This window comes from Flavobacterium johnsoniae UW101 (assembly GCF_000016645.1).
GTDB classification, from domain to species: Bacteria; Bacteroidota; Bacteroidia; order Flavobacteriales; family Flavobacteriaceae; genus Flavobacterium; species Flavobacterium johnsoniae.
This window is the reverse complement of sequence record NC_009441.1, coordinates 940158-963320: the sequence shown is the minus strand read 5'-3', so window position 1 is coordinate 963320 and position 23163 is coordinate 940158. Positions and strand designations below refer to the sequence as shown.

The following is a 23163-nucleotide window of genomic DNA, read 5'->3' as shown; positions in this document are numbered from 1 at the left end:
AAAACAAAACACTAAATACAAACTCAAATGGAATTCGGTAGAATTATAGTTTCAGAAACAGCAATGAAAAGTGAAAATCTGCAGGATGTTATTCACTCCAATATTTCGATAATCAACTTAATGCGCGAAGAAGGCGTAGACGACGAGCTTATTCACGAAGATGCGCTTACGAGTTACTATCTCGATTATTACTATTCGCAATATGCCGAAGGAAATTTTTCGCAGTTTGTTTACAACTCAGGCTGGAACAAAGAATTAAATGAACTTATTGAAGAGGGTCTGGCTTTAATTGGTGCTGAAAAACATTTAGAATTGTTTTTAGAACAAAGCAAGAAGGTTAGAATCATGAGCAATATTAAACTGGGAAAATTTCTGAAAGGGAAATTAGAAGGCATAAACCCGGTTCGTGATGCTTTAAATAACAACATTTTTTTTGAATTAGATGAAAATCTGGTTGAGCTGAATGCCAATTTCCTGAAAAATCATCCTGATTTTGAGGTGCTTGCTGTAGATGAAATCTTTGCTGTTTTGGAAGAATTTACAGGACATGAAATTAAAAGATCTTAAATTTTTAGGTTTAAGATTCTGAGATTGAAACAAAATTACGAATCAAATTCAATGGAGTTTTTGCGAATCTGTAATTTATAAGTGTATTTTTTTGATTTAATTTAAAAAGCTTAGCCAGAATATTTTATATTTGATAGCCCTAATTTTAAAATCAAAAACCAATGAAAATTAAAACCTACTTAATTCTCAGCGGCGCTTTTCTGTTTTTGTTCTCCTGCGGGAAGAATGAAAAACAGCTTATTGAAGAAAACGCCCCATCGTTAGCAGTTCAGTCTGAAAGCCCCAAAGCAGTCGAAAAGCTAATCTTTAAAAAAAGCGAATACATTATCCCATCAGATGAACTAGATTTGAGTCTGCTCAAGAAAGCAGCAGAAAATTTAAACATCAGATATGCTTCCATTAAAACCGAAGATGTAAGTTCGATTCGTTATAATGATAATGTTACTTTTTTCGTTATTTCAATTATCAATAAATCTGAAAAAGCAAAATCAAATGAAGAAGATTTAGGTAATTACTACCAGAGAAAGTATCTTTTTGTTAATAACGAAGACGGAAAAATCCTGGCAGAAGAAAACGATAAAAATCTTGGTTATTATGAAAATGATGGTTTAAGAGCTGCCAAAACTTATGTTTTAAAAGATTTACTGCAATTAAACGATACAACCCGTGCAATTGCTTTGACTACAGAAGTATATTCGAACAGCAGGGTTGTAATGTATTCTGAAGAAAAATTTACTATTATATCTTTCGACGGAAAAAAAATGAAGAAGGTTTTATATGAATATCCAATTCGATCTGCAAATGGAGATTCAAACGGAGGAGGAACTTATCAAATAGAAACCCTAGAAGCCGGAATTAGTATTTCAGACACGCAGACAAACGGTTTTTACGACTTAATGGTTTCTAAAATCTTTACTTACGAAGATGCTGTTGAGGCAGATGTAGAAAATGATATTCAGCAAAAAAGCGATTTAAAAGTCAAAAAAGAATTTCAGAGATTAAAATTTGATGGTAAAACCTATTCATTTCATAAAGACGATCGAAGCCGATTTTTATAAGTTCGTATTTCATTAAAACTAAAAAATGTTTAAAAAGATCCTTTTTGCCTTATTCATCTGTCCTGTTTTTCTGCTGGCTCAGGAAAAAGAAAAAGAGGTATCTGATAATGTTACCCGATATTTTTATTACGATAAAGTAGTTTCGGTTGCGATTTGGTATGGAGCAGATAAAAAACCGGATAGCTCGAAAACTTATTATTCGAACGGGAAACTAAATGAAGTTTTCTATTTTGATAAAGACGGATTAAAAGACGGCGATTGTTTTCAGTATAATAAACAGGGGGAAAAATTGGTAACGTGGAATTTTGCACACGGAAAAATGACCGGCAGGACAGATCATAAACTTCCGTTTAATAAAGATCGAGAAGAAACGGTAACCAAAGCCTTAAAAATGCTCACGGATATTAATACAAGAACCAATTTTAATCCAACAAAAATAAATGATCTTTACAATCGTGGTGTTTTAAGCATTAGTCTTGGCAATAATACTTTGGCGATTGAGGATTTAAAAAAGGTTGAATATGCGATTGATAAAGATCCGAAAAATAAAAAATTAGTATTTTCAGATTCGGCTCAAAAAAAGGCAGCTATTTTTCGCAGTAAGCTTTATGACCGAATGGCAAGTATTTACGCAGCGCTTGAAATGGAAGGGTTTGCTCTAAATTATTATCATAAAGCAATTAAGAACGCGCCCAATGATTATCGCATTTTATATAATTTCGCAACATTGTTGCAAAATAGGAAAATGAATGATTTGGCGCGTTATTATTTAGAGAAAATTGTAATCGAAAAACCAGACCATGCCCACGCATACTGGGGACTTGCCAGATTATTGAGTGATGAAGGCGAGTATGAAAAAGCATTCGAAAATATCCAGAAAGCGTTTCAATACGAAAAGCAGATTATTGAAAGAACAGCTGCTTACGGAGGAAGAGATTTAAAAACAACCAGAGGATTAATTTATCATAAACTGGGAGAATCCAAAAAGGGAATTGCCGATTTGAAAGCTGCATTAGAAATGGATAAAAACAATTCGTATGCAATGAAAAATCTCGGCATAATTTATCTGGATCAGAAAAAGTATGACGATGCCTGCGAATTATTTCAAAAAGCAAAAGACCTCAATTATACTTTAGCTTACGACGAATTTGATTTGGACGCACTTTTAGAAGATGCGTGTAATAAACGCCAGCCGGAAAAAGAAGTTAAAATCAAACCGTATGTTTTTCCAAATCCGGCTCAAACCACAATTACAGTTGAGAATCTTAATTCAAAAAACTTTGATTTTGAGTTTTTTAATTTTGAATCAAAATCGGTTTTAAAAGGAAAAACCAGCGACGGAACAATAAACATCCTCGGACTTGATTCCGGGTTTTATATTTTAAAAACTACTATTGGAGAAACTGTAGAAACTTTTAAAGTCATAAAAGAATAGGTTTACAAGATGTTTTATTGAAAAGATATGTCACCCCGCTGGGGCTTTGAGCAATATGGTGTTTTAATTTCTATAAATATTATACCCCTCTGGGGCTTTTTTATCAATAGAATAATGATTTAGAAAGAGAAGAAGATGCTCCGCAGGAGCTAAATATTTATAGCAATTTGTTTTGAGCGGTTAGTTAAGCTCCATCGGAGCGATAGATTTTATACCATTAAGCATTTTAAAGAATACTATGATTTAATTTCTATAAATATTCCGTCTTTTTTAAGATTTATTTATCTCAAAACTTAAAAAACTCCCCTCGCATCTTTGCAAAACCTTCGCATATCTCTGCTTAATTCCCGAAATAACTTTAGACTAAACTTTGTAGGTAATCTTAGCAAACATTTCCTTAAATTTGCTTCCGTTATAAAAAAATACAATAGTTATAAAAATCAAGCTATGTTACAAATCGCATTTATTAGAGAAAATCAGGAGAAAGTAATCAAGGCTTTAGCAAAACGTAATATCGATGCTAAAAGCGTTGTTGAAGAGGTGGTGCAATTAGACGAGAATCGTCGTGCAGCTCAAGTGGAATTAGATAATACTTTAGCTGAATCTAATAAATTGTCCAAAGATATAGGCGAATTAATGAAAGCAGGAGAGAAAGTTAAAGCAGCGATCTTAAAAGAAAAAACGGTTTCATTAAAAGAAAAAAGCAAAGAACTTGGCGAAAAAGCAGAAGCTTTAGCAGTTGAGTTAACAAATAAATTATACACACTTCCAAATCTTCCGGCTGATATTGTTCCTGAAGGAAAAACTCCAGATGACAATTTGAATGTTTTTGAAGAAGGTGAGATTCCGGTTTTACACGAAGGCGCACAGCCGCACTGGGAATTGGTAAAGAAATACGATATCATCGATTTTGAATTGGGTGTAAAAATTACGGGTGCAGGTTTTCCTGTTTACAAAGGAAAAGGAGCTCGTTTACAGCGTGCTTTAATCAACTATTTTTTAGATAAAAATACAGCTGCAGGATACAACGAAGTTCAGGTGCCGCATTTGGTAAACGAAGCTTCAGGTTACGGAACCGGACAATTGCCAGATAAAGAAGGGCAGATGTACCACGCCGGAGTTGATGATTTATATTTAATTCCAACGGCTGAGGTTCCGGTTACGAACTTGTTCCGTGATGTTATTTTAAACGAAAGCGAACTGCCAATTTTACATACGGCTTATACGCCATGTTTCCGTCGTGAAGCTGGTTCTTATGGAGCACACGTTCGCGGATTAAACCGTTTACACCAATTTGACAAAGTAGAAATCGTACGTGTAGAGCATCCGGATAATTCATACGCAGCGCTTGACGGAATGGTGGAGCATGTTAAAAACATTCTTCAGGAATTGAAATTGCCATACAGAATTTTACGTCTTTGCGGAGGCGATATGGGTTTCACATCGGCATTGACGTATGATTTCGAAGTATTTTCTACAGCACAGGACCGCTGGTTAGAAATTAGTTCTGTTTCTAATTTCGAAACTTTTCAGGCAAATCGTTTGAAATTGCGTTTCAAAGATAAAGATGGTAAAAACCAATTAGCACATACATTAAACGGAAGTTCATTAGCATTGCCAAGAGTTTTAGCCGGAATTTTAGAAAATTACCAAACACCGGAAGGAATTGTAATTCCAGAAGTTTTACGTCCTTACTGCGGATTTGATATAATTGACTAACTTTAGTATATAGTTTACAGTCGCGGTCTCAGTTTTCAGTTTTCAGTCACAGTTTACAGTTTGACTGAAATGATTACTGAGACTGTAAACTGTGACTGAATACTGAACTAAAAATACCACATTAAAAAACAGAAATATGAAAAACCTCTTTATCTATATCTTTTTGTTGTGGTCTGGTCTTATGTTCTCACAAAACGAACAGTTAGCGAACAATTACTACGATAAAGGCGATTTTGAAAAAGCTAAGATGATCTACGAAGATCTTTTAAGAGGCTCGCCATCCAATACCCAATATTTTTTAAGAACGATAGATTGTTATCAGCAGTTACAGCAGTTTGATATAGCAGAGAAAACAATTCTGGAACGATACAACCGCTACAAACAAGGCGTTTTCTTGGTTGAATTGGGATACAATTATCAATTACAGAAGAACGAATCGAAAGCCAAAAGTTACTACGAACAGGCAATTGAAAAAATCAAAACCAATCCCAATGATGTTTACGGAGTTGGAAATGCATTTGAGAAAAAGGTTTTATTAGAATATGCTCTAAAATCCTATCAAACCGCAATGCAGGTGCAGCCGAATTATAATTTCAATTTTCAAATTGGAATGTTATACGGCCAGTTAGGTAAAACCGATTTGATGATTGATCTCTTGCTGACAGAATCGTATAACAATCAGCAGAATGCTAATTTGATCCAAATGCAGCTTTCTCGTTTTATGAATGGCGAAACCGATAATACGGCTTTTAAAGATGCGATGCGAAAAGCATTGATTTTAAGAACCCAGAAAGATCAGGATGTTTTTTGGAATCATTACTTAAGCTGGTTTTATGTGCAGCAGAAAGAATTTGGAAAAGCATTTATTCAGGAAAAAGCGATTTACAAACGCGAACCGGAATCTTTAATCAGCATTGTAAATTTGAGTCAGTTTGCATTGAATGAAGATGATACCGAAACAGCTTCTGAAATCCTGAATTTTATTCTTCAAAATACAAAAGATGTCGATTTGCTTATTAAAAGCAACGCAAGTTTAATACAGATTAAAATTGATAAAGCCCAGGAAAAAGAGTATCCGGCCATTACAAACGAACTGCAGCAATTATTGGTTACTTACGAAGTAACTCCTTTTACCTTATCTTTGCAATTAATTCAGGCTCATTTTTTGGCTTTTAATTTAAAAAAGACAGAAGAAGCCAAAACAGTTGTAAAGAAAGCTCTAACTTTAAATTTAAATGCTTATCAGCAGGCTGATGCCAAAATGGAGCTTGCAGATATTCTGCTTTTAGAAGAAAAGTACAATCAGGCGTTAATTTATTATTCGCAGATCCAGTTAGATTTAAAGAATGATGTCATGTCACACGAAGCTAGTTTAAAGGCTGCGAAAACCAGTTATTACAAAGGCGATTTTGAATGGGCATTAAAACAATTTAAAGAATTAAAATCGGCAAACACGCAATTAATTGCCAACGACGCTCTTGAATATTTCTTACTGATAAATGATAATACAGCTGCCGATTCGACACAAACAGCCTTAAAGGAGTTTGCAAAAGGCGATTTTTTACTTTATCAGAACAAAAAACCAGAGGCTATTACACAGTTTCAGAATATTTTAAAGAACTTTAAAGGTCAGGAAATAGAAGCTGTAACATTGTTGCGTTTAGGTAAAATATACGAAAGCCAAAAGGATTTTGCTTCGGCTTTAAGCCAATACCAGCAAATAATAGACAATCACAGCGACGGAATTTATGTAGACGAAGCGCTGTTTTTCTCAGCAGAAATTTACAACGACGAATTAAAAGACGTAGAAAAGGCCAAGCCTTTATATGAAAAGGTAATTTTTAACCATCAGGATAGTATTTACTTTGTTGATGCCAGAAAAAAATACCGGGAATTGAGAGGAGATAAGAATTTATAGTTTGGTTTAATTGGTTATTTGTTTAACCGTTTAACCGAATTAATGATTAAACAAATGAATTTAGTAATATGAGATGTTTATTTTAAGAGTCTAAGAAAAGAAAACTTAGAATCTTAGAATCTCAGAATCTTTTAAAAAACATGATTATTTTTAACGTTACCACCAATATACACGAAAGCGCGCACGATCAATGGTTAAAATGGATGCAGGAAAAGCACATACCGGAAATTTTGGCGACACAAAAATTTTCTTCGGCACGAATTGTAAAAGTTTTGGTTGAAGAAGAAATGGGCGGAGTTACTTATTCTGTACAATACACAACAGACAGTAAGGATACTTTAGAGAAATATTATCTGGAAGACCAGCCCAGATTTGATAAAGAAGCTTTAGAACTCTTTGCAGATAAAATGCTTTCTTTTAGAACAGAACTTGAGGTTGTTTCAGAACATTAATCAGTTCTAACTCTCGGTTTTCAGTTTTCAGAAAACAGAATTGCCTGCAGATTAAACAGATTATTTAGATTTAAAATTGTGATAATCGCGGCAAAAAAATATAAAGCTTTGAGTCTTTGTGCCATTATGGCAAAAAAAGTAAAATAAGCTTTGACCCTTCACAGCAAAAGAATACTTTTGCGCCCTCGTGGCAAAACAAGAATGATAAAATGGAAAAAGTAAAAGCCAAAAAACATTTAGGACAGCACTTTCTTAAAGACGAAAGCATTGCAAAAGCAATTGCCGATACTTTGAGTTTAAAGGGATACGATGAGGTTTTAGAAATAGGGCCTGGAATGGGTGTGCTTACTAAATATTTACTTGACAAACCTGTTAATACACGAGTAATTGAAATTGATACAGAATCTGTTGAGTATTTGGGTGTAAACTATCCAAAATTAAAAGATAAAATTATTTCAGAAGACTTTCTGAAATACAATATAAATCAGGTTTACGAAAACAAGCAGTTTGCTATAATTGGTAACTTCCCATATAACATTTCATCTCAAATTGTTTTTAGAACATTAGAATTTAGAGATCAGATTCCTGAATTTTCAGGAATGTTTCAAAAGGAAGTTGCAGAACGCATCTGCGAGAAAAAAGGATCAAAAACCTACGGAATCCTGTCTGTACTGGCACAGGCTTTCTATGATACTGAGTATTTGTTTACTGTAAGCGAAAATGTTTTTATTCCTCCGCCCAAGGTTAAGTCGGGTGTGATGAAAATGACCCGAAAGGAAGATTATAGTCTTCCGTGTGGTGAAAAGTTATTTTTTACGGTTGTAAAAACGGCTTTTCAGCAAAGACGAAAAACATTACGTAACAGTTTGAAAACATTAAATTTATCAGATAAACTGCGAGAAGACATTATCTTTGATAAACGTCCCGAACAGCTAAGTGTTGAGGAATTTATTGTTTTGACTCAAAAAATAGAAGCCGATGGAGTTCAAAGTTAGCAGAGAATTTATCCACCAATTAGAGGAACTAATCGTTAAGAAAAACGACAATGAACTTGAAGTTTTACTTAATGATCTTCACCACGCTGATATCGCCGAAATTCTTGAAGAATTAGATTTTGACGAAGCAACTTACATTTTCAAAGTTTTAGATAGTGATAAAACCGCTGAAATTCTTCTTGAATTAGAGGAAGACCTGCGTGAAAATATCTTAAGCCGACTTTCACCAAAAGAAATTGCCGAAGAGCTTGATGAACTTGAAACGAATGACGCGGCAGATATTATCGCAGAGCTTTCTCAGGAAATCAAAGCTGAGGTTATCTCTGAGATGGTCGATGTTGAACACGCCAAAGATATTGTCGAGTTATTACGCTATGACGAAAATACGGCGGGTGGTTTAATGGGGAAAGAGCTTGTAAAGGTCAATGAAAACTGGAACGTTTTGACCTGCGTAAAAGAAATGCGAATTCAGGCTGAAAATGTTTCAAGAGTACATTCTATTTATGTTGTTGATGATGAAAACCGTTTAAAAGGGAGACTTTCTCTTAAAGACTTGCTGACTTCTTCTACCAAAACCCAGATTGGTGAAGTTTATATACGAAAATTGAATTTTGTAAATGTTGATACTGAAGATGTAGAAGTTGCCCGTATCATGCAGAAATACGATTTAGAGGCAATTCCGGTTGTTGATGAACTGGGACGCCTGGTTGGAAGAATCACGATTGATGATATCGTAGACGTAATTAAAGAAGAAGCCGATAAAGATTACCAGTTAGCTGCGGGTATTACACAGGACATTGAAACAAATGACAGCGTTCTCGAATTAACAAAAGCGCGTCTGCCTTGGCTTTTAATAGGTATGGTGATAGAGATCGTAGCTTCTTTTGTTTTAAAAGATAATGAAACCGCTTTTCAAAAATATTCAACATTAATTATTTTTGTGCCTCTGCTTTCGGCAACAGCCGGAAATATTGGAGTTCAGGCATCGGCAATCGTAGTTCAGGGTTTGGCCAACGGAACTTTGAAAGAATTCAGTAAAAGTTATTTCAGCAAAGAAATTACCGTTTCGATGATTTCCGGAAGCATTATTTCATTGCTTTTGCTGGCCTATCATTCTCTTATGTACGGACAATATTTAGTGGGAATTGCTATTTCGATTTCTATGATTGTAGTTATTATGTTTGCTGCAACTTTAGGAACTTTAGTCCCGCTTTTTCTTCATAAAAATAAAATAGACCCCGCTATTGCAACAGGTCCTTTTATTACCACAACAAATGATGTTTTTGGTATCATGCTCTATTTTGGAGTAGCAAAAATGATTCTCGGCTTTTAGATTTTTGCCACAAATTGATCTCTTACAGTGATTTAAAATCTGTAAAATCTGCGTAATTTACACGCCGATAAAATCTGCTGTTTAGCAGCCAAAATAAATTAAAACCAAGCAGGATGAAAGTACACATTATAGGGGGAGGAAACCTTGGAGTTTCTATTGCCTTGGGAATTGCAAAATTTTCTAAAAACAATCAAGTAACTGTAACCAGAAGAAATATAGCCGCTATTCAATATTTAACGGAATACGGAATTACAGTTTCTAACGATAACAAACACAATATTCAGGAAGCTGATGTAGTGATCTTAACCATAAAACCGTATCAGGTTGATACAGTTTTGGCAGAGATCTTACCGGTAATTCAAAATAAAACAATTGCTTCTGCTGTAAGCGGTTTGTCTTTGGATATTCTTCAATCTAAGACAAATAACGAATATCCTGTTGTACGTATTATGCCAAACATTGCGGCACAGTTTGGAGAATCGGCAACTTGTATTTCTTTTCCTGAAAAATACAAAGAAAATGCGGCGCCAATTGTAGACTTATTTCAGGATTTGGGAACAGCTCCTGTAATCGACGAAAAATTAATGGATGCAGCAACAGTTTTAGGTGCATGTGGTACTGCATATGCTTTGCGTTATATTCGTGCCTCTATGCAGGCAGGAATCGAAATTGGGTTTGATTCAAACACCGCTCTCGCAATTGCTGCACAAACGGTAAAAGGAGCTGCAAAAATGCTTTTAGAAGAAAGAGTTCACCCAGAACAGTTAATTGACCGTGTAACAACGCCGCAAGGTTGTACAATTGTTGGTTTAAATGAAATGGAACACAATGGTTTCAGTTCGTCTTTAATTAAAGGAATCAAGACTTCTTTGAAACAAATCAAAGGCTAGTTTTAAAGAAATTCGAATATTTTTAAAATTCCAAATTCCAATTCTTTGTTGGAGTTTGGGATTTTTTGTTTGTAATATATTTGAGCATGTTTTCTCGCAACCCAAATGACATACTTTGTATGAAATGCTATTTTTTAATTAATTCTATATACTTTCTGTCACAATCAGAAAGCTTCGTGTAATAATTCATTGAATTGCCAGAATTTTGAATTGTAAGTGTATCTTTTACATAGCTGGCACTGATTCCAACAGGGATTTCTAAATCTTTTGAATCTGAAACAGAATCATTTTCTTCTTCATTACTGATGTCTCCTTCATATTCAGCCCATTTTATACCTTCTAAAACCAAATATTTTTCTCCATTTTGGTCTTTAAAAGTGGCGGTCCCTTTCAGTTCCCTGCTTTTTGTTTTTAAAAAATAAGAATACCCATTTTTAGTTTTAGTTATTTGCAAAGTAAGTCTGCATTCGCCAGAATCATTTTCTTCTGCTTTTGTTTCATAAGTACCTTCAACAGTTTCCTCATTATTTTTTACAGGAAGTACAATAGTATCTTTTGTAATTTTTGTTTCGATAACTTCAGATTCTTTTTTTGTATTACAGGCTGAAATTATTAAAACTGCAGAAATTGGTATGATAAGTTTATTTATAAAATTCATTTCAGGTATTTTTATTTGTTGTAAGAATATACCGCAAATATACGAAACCTGTAATTCCAGAAATGATTGAGGCAATAATAATTGCAATTTTAGAAAAAACAATAATTTCAGGATCTTTAAAAGCTAAAAGAGTTATAAAAATTGACATTGTAAAACCAATTCCACCCAGCATTCCCGCTCCTAATATGTGTGCCCATTTTAAGTTTTTTGGCAGGGCACATAATCCGGCACTTACTCCAATTGAAGAAAAAAGCAGAATGCCAAGAGGTTTTCCTATTACCAGACCTAAAATAATTCCGAATGCATTGGGATGATTTAAGCCAATATGCCAGTTTGATTCTATCGCAATGCAGGTATTGGCAATCGCAAAAAGAGGAAGAATAAAAAATGCAACAGGCTGATGTAAAAAATGCTGCAATTTGTATGAAGTAGATTTTTCGCCTCCGTCGCCAAATGGAATTACAAATGCCAAAATAACTCCTGTAATTGTAGCATGGATTCCGGAATTCAACATAAAATACCACATTATGACACCGCCAATTAAATACGGAATCAAATTATAGACTTTCATTCTGTTTAAAACAAATAGGAAAACCCAAATTCCTAATGCAATAGCAAGATTCACAAACCCAATTGAAGTAGTATAAAATACGGCAATAACTATTATGGCTCCCAAATCGTCAATTACTGCAAGTGCTGTTAAAAAGACTTTTAATGAAGCTGGGACTTTATCGCCTAAAAGCGATAATATTCCAATAGCAAAAGCAATATCCGTTGCCATAGGAATTCCGGCACCGTTTTGAGTTGAAGTTCCAAAATTTAGAGCAAGAAAGGTAGCCGCTGGAATAAGCATACCGCCAAAAGCGGCCATAATAGGCAGTGAAGCATTTTTGATATTTGATAACTCACCATGATAAATTTCACGTTCCAGTTCCAGACCAATCAATAAAAAGAAAATCGTCATCAATCCGTCATTAATCCAATGCGTGATCGAATGCCCTGCTAAATCTTTTTCCCAAAAAGCAATGTACCCAGCTGAATAAGATGAGTTAGCAGCCCACAACGAAATTACAGTGACAAATAATAATAGTAATCCGCCTGATTTTTCGTTTTCAAAGAAGGCTTTAAAAGTCTTGGTTAATTTCATTTTGGAAAGTTTGAGATGATTTAGAAATGACAGAATTTCTTTGAGGCTTGTATTTTCAAAGTTAAAAAAAAATCTGACCAATAAAAAGTTTCACTTCCATAGCGCAAATATTCCTGTTTTAAATGAGTAAAATCTTTTAACAGCGATGAAGGTTATAAGGAGACTTATATTGATACTCAGTTTAAATCCCGATACTACTTTTTACATTGAAGAAGTAGAAGACACTGCAGCAGACGGCATTTAAGGCTGTTTGGTCAGCCAGTTTCAAACTCCCGCTTATTTTGGTTTAACCGATTTTGAAATGCAGGAAGTTAATGGAAAACTTGTTGCAGGATTTATATCCTATAATGCTGATTATGTAAATAACAATTGGGAATATCCGCATGTTTTCCGTTCAATATCTTATCCTTTAGATTAAAAGATCTTAGAGAATTACTCGTATTTTTGCCTGACATTAAATTCAATTAAAATGAGTGTAAAAATTCTACATATAGACAGCAACCATCCGGTTCTGTGGAACCAGTTAGAAGAAGCAGGTTTTGAAAACCATGCCGATTTTAAATCTTCTAAAGAAGAAATTGAAGCTAAAATTCAGGATTATAATGGTATTGTAATTCGAAGCCGATTTAAAATTGATAAGACTTTTTTAGATAAAGCCGTAAATCTTCAGTTTATCGCCAGAGTTGGTGCAGGTTTAGAAAGTATTGACTGTGATTATGCCGAAACAAAAGGAATTCGTTTAATTGCTGCGCCCGAAGGAAACCGAAATGCAGTTGCTGAACATTCGCTTGGCGTAATCTTATCGCTTTTTAATAATTTAAATCAGGCCGATGCCGAAGTGAAAGCCGGACAATGGAATCGCGAAAGTAACCGCGGCCACGAACTGGACTTAAAAACGGTAGGTATTATTGGTTACGGAAATATGGGAAAGGCTTTTGCTAAAAAACTTCGCGGTTTTGAAACAGAAGTTTTGTGTTATGATATTCTGGATAATGTTGGCGATGAAAATGCCAGACAAGTTTCTCTGGCAGAATTACAAGAAAAAACAGATGTTTTGAGTCTTCACCTTCCGTGGACACCAGAAACAGACAAAATGGTTAACACCGATTTTATAAATGCCTTTAAAAAGCCGTTTTGGATCATTAATACTTCACGAGGCAAAAACATTGTTACGGCAGATTTAGTCGAAGCAATGAAGATAAAAAAAATATTAGGAGCAGGGCTGGATGTTCTTGAGTATGAAAAACTATCTTTTGAAACACTTTTTCAGGATAAAAATACACCGGAAGCATTTCAATATCTGCTTGAAGCAAAAAATGTTTTGCTGACGCCGCATATTGCAGGCTGGACATTCGAAAGTCATGAGCGTCTGGCTCAGGTTATTGTAGATAAAATTAAGGCTGTATATGCCTAGAACGTTGTTTTCTTTGTTAATTTTAAATAACGAGTCTTTTCTTGTAAATTTTTCGCTGCCGATTAGTTTTATTTGTTAATTTTTAATAATATTGTTTCCGATATTTAAAGAATCAGTCTAAATAACTTTTTCTTTATTTTTCCTGGAGAAGCCGAAAATCCAAAAAAGAGTAGGCATTATTACTTAACTAATTTTATTAATTATGATTGAATGGTACAAAAAAGTAGTTTTTGAAAACTATGCAAACTTTGACGGAAGAGCCAGAAGAAAAGAATATTGGATGTTTTTCTTGACAAATATTATTATAAGTTTTGTTTTAGGCTTTGTAGCTGGATTAATTTCACCGAGTTTAGGCTTAATTGCAAACGTTTACAGCCTTGCTGTTCTTGTTCCTTCAATTGCTGTTGCTATTAGAAGAATGCATGACGTAGGTAAAAGCGGATGGTTTATCCTTATTCCAATTTATAACTTGATTTTAGCTTGTACTGAAGGAGATAAAGGAGCAAACGCATACGGACCAGATCCTAAAAATGAGTTTGATGAACTTAATGAAATTGGTAAAGCCGAGCTATAATTGATATAAATAGTACTATATAATATGGAAACTACAAAACCAGAATCATGGAATACGCCGTCAGGGCCAAAACCAGAAAATAAAAAAGTTGTTGCAGGTGTTCTTGGTATCTTATTAGGAGGATTTGGAATTCACAAATTTGTATTAGGATACACACAAGAAGGAATAATTCAAATCGTGGTTACTTTAGTAACTTGCGGAGCAGGAAGCTTAATTGGTTTCATCGAAGGAATTATCTACCTTACTAAAACAGACGAAGAATTCTACCAAACTTACCAAGTAGGTAAAAAAGGCTGGTTCTAAAACGATATTAAATCCCATTTGTGTACTATCAAATGGGATTTTTTTTGCCATTTACATTTAATAATAAACTTTAAAAATACAGGTATGGAAAGTACACAAGAGAATAAAAAAGTTGTTGCAGGAATTCTTGCTATATTATTAGGGGCATTAGGAATTCATAAGTTTTATTTAGGATACAGCAAAGAAGGTATAATCCAGCTTATTTTGGGTCTTTTATGCGGTGTAGGAGGTATAATTGGTATAATTGAAGGAATTCTTTATCTAACGAAGTCAGATGAAGAATTTTATCAAACATATCAGGTTGGTAAAAAAGGCTGGTTCTAAAAAATAAAAAATCCCATTTGAAAGAATGGGATTTTTTATTTGACTGAATTTCAACTCAAAGAAATGTCCTTTTTTGTTATAATAAAAACGTTTACCTCCTTTTATAAACTCTAAAAGTAAGTAATCTTGCACTTTGTTAAAAGTAATGGAGTAACTGAAAATCCATAAAGAGTAGGAGAATTTATAAAGATTTTTATTATGTTAGAAATGTACAAAAAAGTAGTTTTTGGAAACTACGCAAATTTTAACGGAAGAGCAAGAAGAAAAGAATACTGGATGTTTTTTTTAGCCAATGTCCTAATTAGTTTTATTCTAGGTTTTATTCTAGGATTGATTTCGCCAGGTCTTGTTTTAATTGGCAACCTTTACAGTTTAGCAGTTTTGGTTCCTTCAATTGCTGTAGCAGTTAGAAGAATGCACGACATTGATAAAGAATGGTGGTATATGTTAATTCCATTTTACAATGTTTATTTAGCTTGTCAGGAAGGAACAAAAGGACCAAATCAATATGGTGCAGATCCTAAAAATCAATTAGAAGAACTTGATGAAATTGGAAAAGAATAATTCCAATATAGTTTTAAATAAAAGTTGTAACTAAAAAATCCCATTTGCATTTGCAAATGGGATTTTTTGACATTTTATTAGTTAAAACTTTAGTGTAAAATTTATAATGATTTTATATCCAGATAAGCGAAAGGTCCATTGTTATCCACAAAAGTTTCTTTAGTATAATTACTAATAGAAAATATGACAAAAGTAATCTAGGGTATAAATTTTAATAAAACCTTTTTTCTTGCCTTAGATAAGCTTATTGTAGTCTCGCTAATATATTTTGGAAAACAGGGTTAAAATAATACAAAATGATAACTATAGATAAATTTGATAGAGTTTATGATGATTTTTTTTGTTTTAGATATACAATAAAAGATATCACGTATAGATCTGGGATATTTTTTAGTGAAAAATGCAGTGATAAACATTTTGCAGAAATATTTAATTCAATTCAAGAGAACTTAATATGGTTGAAACAGAATGTAGATATTGTAAAATCAAATATTAAAGATAGACTGCCTATTGATGCTGATGTAGAAGTTTTCTACAATATTTACATAATTGCATTTTCATTGTTTTTTGAAAAGAAAAGTAGTATTCCTACCATTCAACTAGCTTATGGCAACGAAGAAGGTGAAACTTATTTAATTGCTAAAATAAAAGATAAACAAATAATTTCAGTTGAGTTGAACTAAAAAATCCCATTTGCATTTGCAAATGGGATTTTTTTATTTCGGGAGATTATAACTAATCTTCTTTTTCAGATAATTTACGCTCTAATTCTATTTGAAACTCTTCAATAACAGGTTTCATAGTGCTTTCAGGAATATCTGCGATTCTAATGTACATTAAACCATCAATTGCATTATTAAATAAAGGATCGACATTAAAAGCAACTACGCGGGCATTTTGTTTGATGTATTTTTTGATTAAAACCGGCAAACGAAGGTTTCCTGGTTCTAACTCATCAATGATTTTATCGAATTTATTTAAGTCAGATTCTGCTTCATCAAAAATAAAATCTTTATCAGCGTCTTTTAATTTTACCTTATAAGCTTTTTTCGGATGGATATATTGAGCGATATACGGATCGTAATAATTCGATTTCATGAACTCAATCATCAATGATTTAGAGAAGTCTGAAAACTGATTACTGATACTTACACCTCCAACCAGATATTTGTGTTCAGGATGACGCAGAGTAGTATGAATAATACCTTTCCACAATAAAAATAACGGCATTGGTTTTTGCTGATATTCGCGAGTAATAAACGCACGCCCCATTTCAATTGACTTGTGCATCATATCATGAAGTTCCGGTTCAAATCTAAAAAGATCTGTCAGGTAAAAACCTTCAATACCGTATTTTGGATAAATCTCAGAACCTAATCCCATACGGTAAGCACCTGCAATTTTCTTGGTGTCATCATCCCATAAAAACATATGGTGATAATATTGATCGTATTGGTCAATATCTATAGATTCATTGGTTCCTTCGCCAACTTCACGGAAAGTAATTTCACGAAGACGTCCAATTTCATGTAAAATATTCGGAATTGATTTTGCTCTCGCAAAGAATACTTCGTAATTTTTACTTTGTAAAAATCGGCAGTCGCTGTCTCTTAGCGCCTGAACTTCATCAAGCATTTTAGATTCATTCGCCGGAGTTACAATCTTTTTTGGTGCTTTTGGAATTTTTAAGCTAGCTGTGTCAATCAATTTGGTGTCTTTCTCAAATGGATTAGCCAGCATATAAGTTTTTCTTCTTAAAAACTCTGAATATTCTTCAAACGATTCTATTTCGTTTTGTTCGCTTACAGAAATTGGTTTTCCAATACGAACTTTAATTACACGATCTTTCTGCGTTAAAAGCTCAGAAGGTAATTTAGCAGTACGTAAAGTATCGTCTATTTTAGAAAGCCAATAGAATAATTTACTGTTTTTGGCATGAAAATAAATTGGAACAACCGGAACTTTAGCTTTTCTGATTAATTTCAGAGCGCCCTCTTCCCAAGGTTTGTCTACTACTAATTTCCCGTCTTTATAAGTTGAAACTTCTCCAGCAGGGAAAATTCCAAGCGGTTTTCCGTCACTTAAATGACGTAAAGTTTCTTTAATACCCACTACGCTCGATTTGGCATCCTTATGGTTCTCAAAAGGATTAACCGGCATAATGTATTTTTTTAGCGGAACAATTCTGTGTAATAAGAAATTGGCAATGATTTTGAAATTAGGCTCTCTTTCAAGCATTAACTTCAATAGCAAAATCCCATCAATTCCTCCAAGCGGATGATTTGAAATGGTAATGTACGGACCTTCTTTTGGCAGACGTTTTAAATCTTCTTCCGGGATTTCGAATTTAATCTCCATCTCATCCAAAATTCCATTTAAAAATGCAACATCCTCTAAATGCTTATTATGATCGTAAATTTTATTGAGGGTCGAGATCTTAAGAACCTTCATAAGAATCCAGCCAGAAAACGTACCGAGGACTCCGTACTTTTCAACATTTATTGCCTTTGCAACTTCTTTCGCGGTAACTAAACCCATGTACTATTTTTAATTTATTAGAACAGCGAACAAAGATAACAAAAAACTCTACTTTTCGCTGTTTCCAAAATAAACTTTGCACTTTTTTATTACATTTGGAATCCTAAAAAAAATACCAAGATGAAAATTATTTCTTATAATGTAAACGGAATTCGTGCTGCAATTACCAAAGGATTTATAGAATGGCTGCAAGCGGCGAGTCCGGATGTTATCTGTCTTCAGGAGATTAAAGCAACTCAGGATCAAATTCCTGTAGAGGCTATAACGGCTGCAGGCTATCCGTATCAGTATTATTATCCGGCAACCAAAAAAGGATACAGCGGCGTTGCAATATTATCTAAAATTGAACCCCAAAAAGTAGTTTATGGAACAGGAATTCATCATATGGATTTTGAAGGACGCAACCTTCGTGCCGATTTTGATGATGTATCAGTAATGAGTTTGTATCTTCCATCGGGAACTAATATAGACAGACTGGATCATAAATTTATGTTCATGGACGATTTTCAAACTTATATTAATGAATTGAAAATTTCTATTCCAAATTTAATAATATGTGGAGATTATAATATTTGTCATGAAGCCATAGATATTCATGATCCTGTTCGTAATAAAACGGTTTCAGGATTTTTGCCTGAAGAACGTGCCTGGCTTGATGCTTTTATGAAATCTGGATTTATAGACAGTTTCCGTCATTTTAATAAAGATCCGCATCATTATTCATGGTGGAGTTACAGAGCCGGAGCAAGAGGAAATAATAAAGGATGGCGTATTGATTATAACTTGGTAAGCAACGCTATTGAGCATAGATTAAAACGTGCTGTTATCCTTCCGGATGCAGTTCATTCAGACCATTGTCCGGTTTTAGTCGAGATTGAGTAAAGTTTGGTATTGTTCTTGTTGAAAGAATAGCTGTTTAAATTATAAATCGCCTCCAAGTAAAAACCGAAAAGTAAAATGATTAAAAAAGCCTCCATTGGATTAGTAGTTTTGGCATTGTCAGCAACTTCTTGTGTATCCAAAAAGATTTACAATGATCTTGAAACAAAATATTCAGATCTAAAAAAAGAAAACCGTTCAATTGCAGATGAAAATGCTGATTTGAAAAAAGCAAAAAATCAGTTAGAATTAGATCGTGATAAACTGACTAAAGATTTAGCAAGTACAAAAGACGATCTGGCAAAACAAAAAGCTGATTTAGCTGCTGAACAAAAGAAATACAAAGTATTACAAGATTCATATAATGCATTAGAGAAAAACAGCAACGATGCATTAGAGAAAAACATGGCTAAAAACCGTGAATTGTTAGCGCAGTTAGAAGCAAAAGGTAAAGCCCTTGCAGATGAACAAGCACGTTTGGATAAAACTGCCAGCCGTTTGAAAGAACTTGAAGATATGATTGCTGCCAAAGAAGAAGCAATGCGTAAACTAAAAGAAACTTTATCTAAAGCATTAACTGGCTTTGAAGGTAAAGGTTTGACGGTTGAACATAAAAACGGAAAAGTATATGTTTCTATGGAGAATAAATTACTTTTCAATTCAGGAAGCTGGGCTGTTGGCACAGAAGGAAGAAGAGCAGTAGTAGAACTTGGAAAAGTTTTAGGAGACAATCCGGATCTTTCTGTTCTTATCGAAGGACATACAGACGATGATCCGTATGCAGGTTCTGGACCAATTGCAAACAACTGGGATTTATCGACTAAAAGAGCAACAGCAATCGTGGCTATTTTAAGTGAAAACCCAAAAATCAACAAGCAAAAATTAACTGCAGCAGGAAGAAGCGAATTTTCTCCTTTGGCAAGTAATGCTACTCCAGAAGGAAAAGCTAAAAACCGAAGAATCGAAATTATCTTAACTCCAAGATTAGATGAGATTGCAGAGATGCTTAATAGTATTAATTAAGTTCCAAAGGGACAAAGAAACAAAGGCTCAAAGGTTTTAACTTTTGAGCCTTTTTTGTTTTTTTTAAGGTCTTTAGAAAACTTATAACTTGAATGAAAAAAACTTGTACTTTTTTTAACCTTTGTCAAATTTAGATTTGAAAAATCCCTTTGTACCTTTGTCTCTTTGCAACTTTGAACCTAAAGAAAAAATGAAATACACTACATTACCTAACACCGATATAAAAGTTAGTAAAATCTGTCTTGGAACTATGACTTTCGGACAGCAGAATACAGAAGCCGAAGGGCACGAACAAATGGATTACGCTCTTGATCAGGGTGTGAACTTTTTTGATACTGCCGAAATGTATTCGGTTCCTGCGCGTGAAGAAACTTACGGAAGTACAGAAAAAATTATTGGAACCTGGTTTAAGAAATCAGGAAATAGAGACAAAGTTATTTTAGCATCTAAAATCGCAGGTCCAAATCCAAATTTTGGTTACATGCGCGAAAAACTGGATTTTTCTCCGGCAAGTATTAAATATGCTTTAGAAAATAGTTTAAAAAGACTGCAGACAGATTATATCGATTTGTACCAAATGCACTGGCCGGAACGCAAAACGAATAATTTTGGCAGCCGTGCTTTTACAGGTTACGAAGATGCATGGGAAGATAATTTTAGAGAAATTTTAGAAACATTCGACGGATTAATTAAAGAAGGGAAAATTAAGCACGTTGGGGTTTCAAACGAAAATTCATGGGGAATGATGCGTCTTTTAGAGGAAAGCAAATATCAAAATTTGCCAAGAATTAAAACAGTTCAAAATCCTTATAATTTATTGAATAGACTTTTTGAAGTAAATTCTGCCGAAGTTTCAAAACATGAAAATGTTGGTTTATTAGCGTATTCACCTTTAGCATTTGGAGTTTTAACGGGTAAATTTTTAACTGGTGAAGCACATCCAAATGCGAGAGTTAATCTGTTTCCACAATATACACGTTACAAAAGCGATCAATGTACGCAGGCGACCAAATTGTATCAGGAAATCGCTAAAAAACATGGTTTAACGTTAACAGAACTGGCGATGGGATTTGTATTGCAGCAGCCATTTTTGACCAGTGCGATCATTGGTGCAACTACAATGGAACAATTAAAAGAAAATATTGCAGCTATTGATGTTGAACTTTCTAAAGAAATTATAATAGAAATAAACAAAGTTCAGGCAATTATTCCTGATCCAGCGCCTTAAAACAGGATTTAACCGCAAGGTTCGCAAAGATTTACGCAAAGTTCGCAATGTTTTAATTAAGAAAAATAATAGAAAAAGCACACAAAGATTTACTTTTATAAGTAAAAAAGATCTTTGTGTGCTTTTGCGTAAATCTTTGCGAACCTTGCGGTTAAACTTTGCTTATGTTGTAATTACAAATCAAATTCATCGCCCATAGACAAAGAATCATTTTTTATTGCTGTTGAATCTGGCACTTTTATGCGGATTAGAGAACGTGCATTTCCAGAAATATAAACCGGTAATTGTCCAATAGTATCTTCGGGAACTAAAAGTCCTCTTTTAAACATTAAATTTTTCAGGAACTTTTGGTTTTTAACGGCGTAATCTTTCAAATTGCCTTCATCATTAAACTGATACATGAATTTTCTTGGTTTCGGAATAATTGTAGCTAAGTACAAACATTCGTCTACATTTAAAGCTGAAGGACTTTTTTGGAAATAAAAATGACTCGCTTCGCCAATTCCGTAAACATTTGGTCCCCATTCAATAATGTTGAAATAAACTTCAAGCATTCTCTCTTTGCTTACAATTCGGTTGTTTTCTAAAATATAAACTAATAATATTTCTTCAAGTTTTCGCGAAAGCGTTTTTTCACGAGTTAAAAAAACATTCTTAATCAACTGCATACTGATTGTGCTGGCACCGCGTGAGAACTTTTTGGTTCTGATATTTTTCAGAATCGATTGTTTGAAAGCTTCATTTATAAAACCACGATGTGAGAAGAAAGAAGGATCTTCTGTAGTAAGAACACATTTTCTCAAATAAGGCGAAATTTGATCTAAAGGAGTATAATTTGGATTGGCATTTCCAACCAAAATTGGTCTTTGTAAAACATTTTGAATAATGGCACGATAGACAAATTCGCCATTTAGTTTATTTAAATCGGCTTCGCCGTATTTTGTAATTCGTAAATCTTCTTTATTGAGTTTACTGTCGAAAACAAGTGCATTTGGTTTGTTTTGGTTGAATTTGAAATCGAGTTTATAATCAAAATTTCCAGTAGCCTGCATTCCCTGAAAATGCGTAAACAATCCGTCAGGAAGCGAAACAATAAAATCCTGCGCTTTCATTTTAGGAATATCAACTTTTAATGTATAAACAGTGTCTTTTTCAGTATCATACGAAACATAAGGGCGGACTTTTATTTTGTTCAACTGCATTGTTGAGGTGCTGTCGATCGAAATAAAGCTGTCACCTAACAAAAAGCGATAATCAAATCGGGCATTTTTTATAACAACATCCTTGCTTGCAATTTTTGGATGGTTAATTTTTAGATTTACAATCGAAGTGTAACCGTCGATATGAAGTTCACTGCCGCTTTTGTCAATATTTTCAACATTTAAACGAATAGAATCAAAACTTGCTTTTAGGTTATATCTTTCATCTAAGTATGGAACTCTAATTGCTCCAGTATCTAAATTAAAAAATCGAATATCGGCTTTTTGGTTTCTTGGATCTGCAAATCCTTTTAGATTCCATCGCTGGTCAAAATCTTTGCTTACAACATGAATGTTAGTTTCTAGTTGTTTGTTGTTTAAAACAAGCTTATTTATGGCTATATTGGTTTTCTTGCCGTTGTCGTCAATCTTGAATTGGAAGTTTTCCAAATTCATATCCGTAGGAACTAAATTAAGCAGTTTAGAAATGATGCGATAAGCAAAGGCACCGTATTTTCTTTTTTCATTTTTTTCAGATTCGTCGTCTTTATTTCTTTTTAAGAAAGCATCAAAATTGCGGATTTTTCCTTTTTTGACTAATTGAACATAACCTTTATTAATGTTTAAAGTTCCAACCTGAACATCGCCAATTAATAAATTACTTAGACTTACACTGGTTTCAATGTTGTTGATTTTTAGTAATGTATCGGCATTTTTAGGAACGAGAACAACATCTGTAAGTTTAATAGTTGATAATCCGTCAAATGAAGCTTCTTTGATAGAAAAATCACTATTGTAGGTAACTGCCATTTTGTGCGTTACCTTAGCAATTGCCTGTTTTAAAAGTGAGTTGCGAAAAAAGTACAGACCAATGCAAAGGAATATAAATACTACGGCAAGTATTTTTAAAGCTTTGTATATTTTTTGTTTAGGAAAATTCATAGA

At 33.7% G+C, this 23163-nt stretch carries 22 protein-coding genes; 18 read left to right on the top strand and 4 right to left on the bottom strand.

From position 1 onward, the window contains the following. Positions 1–27: 27 nt before the first annotated feature. The 9 genes from FJOH_RS04435 to proC all read left to right on the top strand — a co-directional run bounded on the left by FJOH_RS04435 (position 28) and on the right by proC (position 10367). Positions 28–567 carry a DMP19 family protein gene (locus tag FJOH_RS04435; RefSeq protein ID WP_012022937.1) on the top strand — a complete coding sequence of 180 codons (540 nt, stop codon included), beginning with the start codon at positions 28–30 and terminating at the stop codon, positions 565–567. Positions 568–728: 161 nt separating this feature from the next. Further along, positions 729–1625, top strand: coding sequence for a PA3715 family protein (locus FJOH_RS04430; protein ID WP_012022936.1), 897 nt, complete (start codon positions 729–731; stop codon positions 1623–1625). Positions 1626–1650: 25 nt separating this feature from the next. Continuing rightward, a complete protein-coding gene (locus FJOH_RS04425) occupies positions 1651–3060 on the top strand; it encodes a T9SS type A sorting domain-containing protein (protein ID WP_012022935.1) in 1410 nt (469 codons plus the stop codon). Between the two features lie 447 nt (positions 3061–3507). Further along, a complete protein-coding gene (serS, locus tag FJOH_RS04420; RefSeq protein WP_012022934.1) occupies positions 3508–4779 on the top strand; it encodes a serine--tRNA ligase in 1272 nt (423 codons plus the stop codon). 136 nt (positions 4780–4915) lie between these two features. After that, a complete protein-coding gene (locus tag FJOH_RS04415) occupies positions 4916–6697 on the top strand; it encodes a tetratricopeptide repeat protein (RefSeq protein ID WP_012022933.1) in 1782 nt (593 codons plus the stop codon). Between the two features lie 140 nt (positions 6698–6837). Continuing rightward, positions 6838–7149, top strand: a complete 312-nt coding sequence (locus FJOH_RS04410; protein ID WP_012022932.1) for a DUF4286 family protein — start codon at positions 6838–6840, stop codon at positions 7147–7149. A 209-nt stretch (positions 7150–7358) separates the two neighbouring features. Beyond that, a complete protein-coding gene (gene rsmA / locus FJOH_RS04405; protein ID WP_012022931.1) occupies positions 7359–8144 on the top strand; it encodes a 16S rRNA (adenine(1518)-N(6)/adenine(1519)-N(6))-dimethyltransferase RsmA in 786 nt (261 codons plus the stop codon). Then, positions 8128–9477, top strand: coding sequence for a magnesium transporter (gene mgtE, locus FJOH_RS04400; RefSeq protein ID WP_012022930.1), 1350 nt, complete (start codon positions 8128–8130; stop codon positions 9475–9477). Before rsmA ends, mgtE begins: the two co-directional genes overlap by 17 nt. A 113-nt stretch (positions 9478–9590) precedes the next feature. Next, positions 9591–10367, top strand: a complete 777-nt coding sequence (gene proC, locus FJOH_RS04395) for a pyrroline-5-carboxylate reductase (protein ID WP_012022929.1) — start codon at positions 9591–9593, stop codon at positions 10365–10367. Positions 10368–10494: 127 nt separating this feature from the next. Here proC and FJOH_RS04390 read toward each other — a convergent pair whose 3' ends face one another. Beyond that, complete coding sequence (locus FJOH_RS04390) at positions 10495–11025, bottom strand: hypothetical protein (protein WP_012022928.1); 531 nt, start codon at positions 11023–11025, stop codon at positions 10495–10497. 1 nt (position 11026) lies between these two features. Next, complete coding sequence (nhaA, locus tag FJOH_RS04385; protein WP_012022927.1) at positions 11027–12172, bottom strand: Na+/H+ antiporter NhaA; 1146 nt, start codon at positions 12170–12172, stop codon at positions 11027–11029. A gap of 469 nt (positions 12173–12641) precedes the next feature. On the opposite strand from nhaA, the gene FJOH_RS04380 reads away from it, so the two are divergent. From FJOH_RS04380 to FJOH_RS04355, 6 genes are all read left to right on the top strand, one after another. Further along, positions 12642–13586 (top strand): 2-hydroxyacid dehydrogenase, encoded by a 945-nt coding sequence (locus FJOH_RS04380; RefSeq protein WP_012022926.1) that lies wholly within the window; start codon positions 12642–12644, stop codon positions 13584–13586. A gap of 202 nt (positions 13587–13788) precedes the next feature. After that, the gene (locus FJOH_RS04375; protein WP_012022925.1) at positions 13789–14160 is read left to right on the top strand and encodes a DUF805 domain-containing protein; all 372 of its coding nucleotides are present in this window, start codon (positions 13789–13791) and stop codon (positions 14158–14160) included. A 24-nt stretch (positions 14161–14184) separates the two neighbouring features. After that, the gene (locus FJOH_RS04370; protein WP_012022924.1) at positions 14185–14463 is read left to right on the top strand and encodes a TM2 domain-containing protein; all 279 of its coding nucleotides are present in this window, start codon (positions 14185–14187) and stop codon (positions 14461–14463) included. A gap of 84 nt (positions 14464–14547) precedes the next feature. After that, a complete protein-coding gene (locus FJOH_RS04365) occupies positions 14548–14787 on the top strand; it encodes a TM2 domain-containing protein (RefSeq protein ID WP_012022923.1) in 240 nt (79 codons plus the stop codon). A 198-nt stretch (positions 14788–14985) separates the two neighbouring features. Next, positions 14986–15351 (top strand): DUF805 domain-containing protein, encoded by a 366-nt coding sequence (locus FJOH_RS04360; RefSeq protein WP_012022922.1) that lies wholly within the window; start codon positions 14986–14988, stop codon positions 15349–15351. A 296-nt stretch (positions 15352–15647) separates the two neighbouring features. Further along, positions 15648–16034 (top strand): hypothetical protein, encoded by a 387-nt coding sequence (locus FJOH_RS04355; RefSeq protein ID WP_012022921.1) that lies wholly within the window; start codon positions 15648–15650, stop codon positions 16032–16034. 52 nt (positions 16035–16086) lie between these two features. Here FJOH_RS04355 and FJOH_RS04350 read toward each other — a convergent pair whose 3' ends face one another. After that, on the bottom strand, positions 16087–17889 hold the full coding sequence (locus tag FJOH_RS04350; protein WP_012022920.1) for a GNAT family N-acyltransferase: 1803 nt from the start codon (positions 17887–17889) through the stop codon (positions 16087–16089). A 120-nt stretch (positions 17890–18009) separates the two neighbouring features. Between FJOH_RS04350 and FJOH_RS04345 the strand changes: the two genes are divergently transcribed. The 3 genes from FJOH_RS04345 (at position 18010) to FJOH_RS04335 (ending at position 21019) form a co-directional block, all read left to right on the top strand. Continuing rightward, a complete protein-coding gene (locus FJOH_RS04345; protein ID WP_012022919.1) occupies positions 18010–18771 on the top strand; it encodes an exodeoxyribonuclease III in 762 nt (253 codons plus the stop codon). A 75-nt stretch (positions 18772–18846) separates the two neighbouring features. Then, positions 18847–19791, top strand: coding sequence for an OmpA family protein (locus FJOH_RS04340; RefSeq protein WP_012022918.1), 945 nt, complete (start codon positions 18847–18849; stop codon positions 19789–19791). A gap of 190 nt (positions 19792–19981) precedes the next feature. After that, positions 19982–21019 carry an aldo/keto reductase gene (locus tag FJOH_RS04335; protein WP_012022917.1) on the top strand — a complete coding sequence of 346 codons (1038 nt, stop codon included), beginning with the start codon at positions 19982–19984 and terminating at the stop codon, positions 21017–21019. A gap of 173 nt (positions 21020–21192) precedes the next feature. Here FJOH_RS04335 and FJOH_RS04330 read toward each other — a convergent pair whose 3' ends face one another. Then, on the bottom strand, positions 21193–23160 hold the full coding sequence (locus tag FJOH_RS04330; RefSeq protein WP_012022916.1) for a transglycosylase domain-containing protein: 1968 nt from the start codon (positions 23158–23160) through the stop codon (positions 21193–21195). Between the last annotated feature and the right edge of the window lie 3 nt (positions 23161–23163).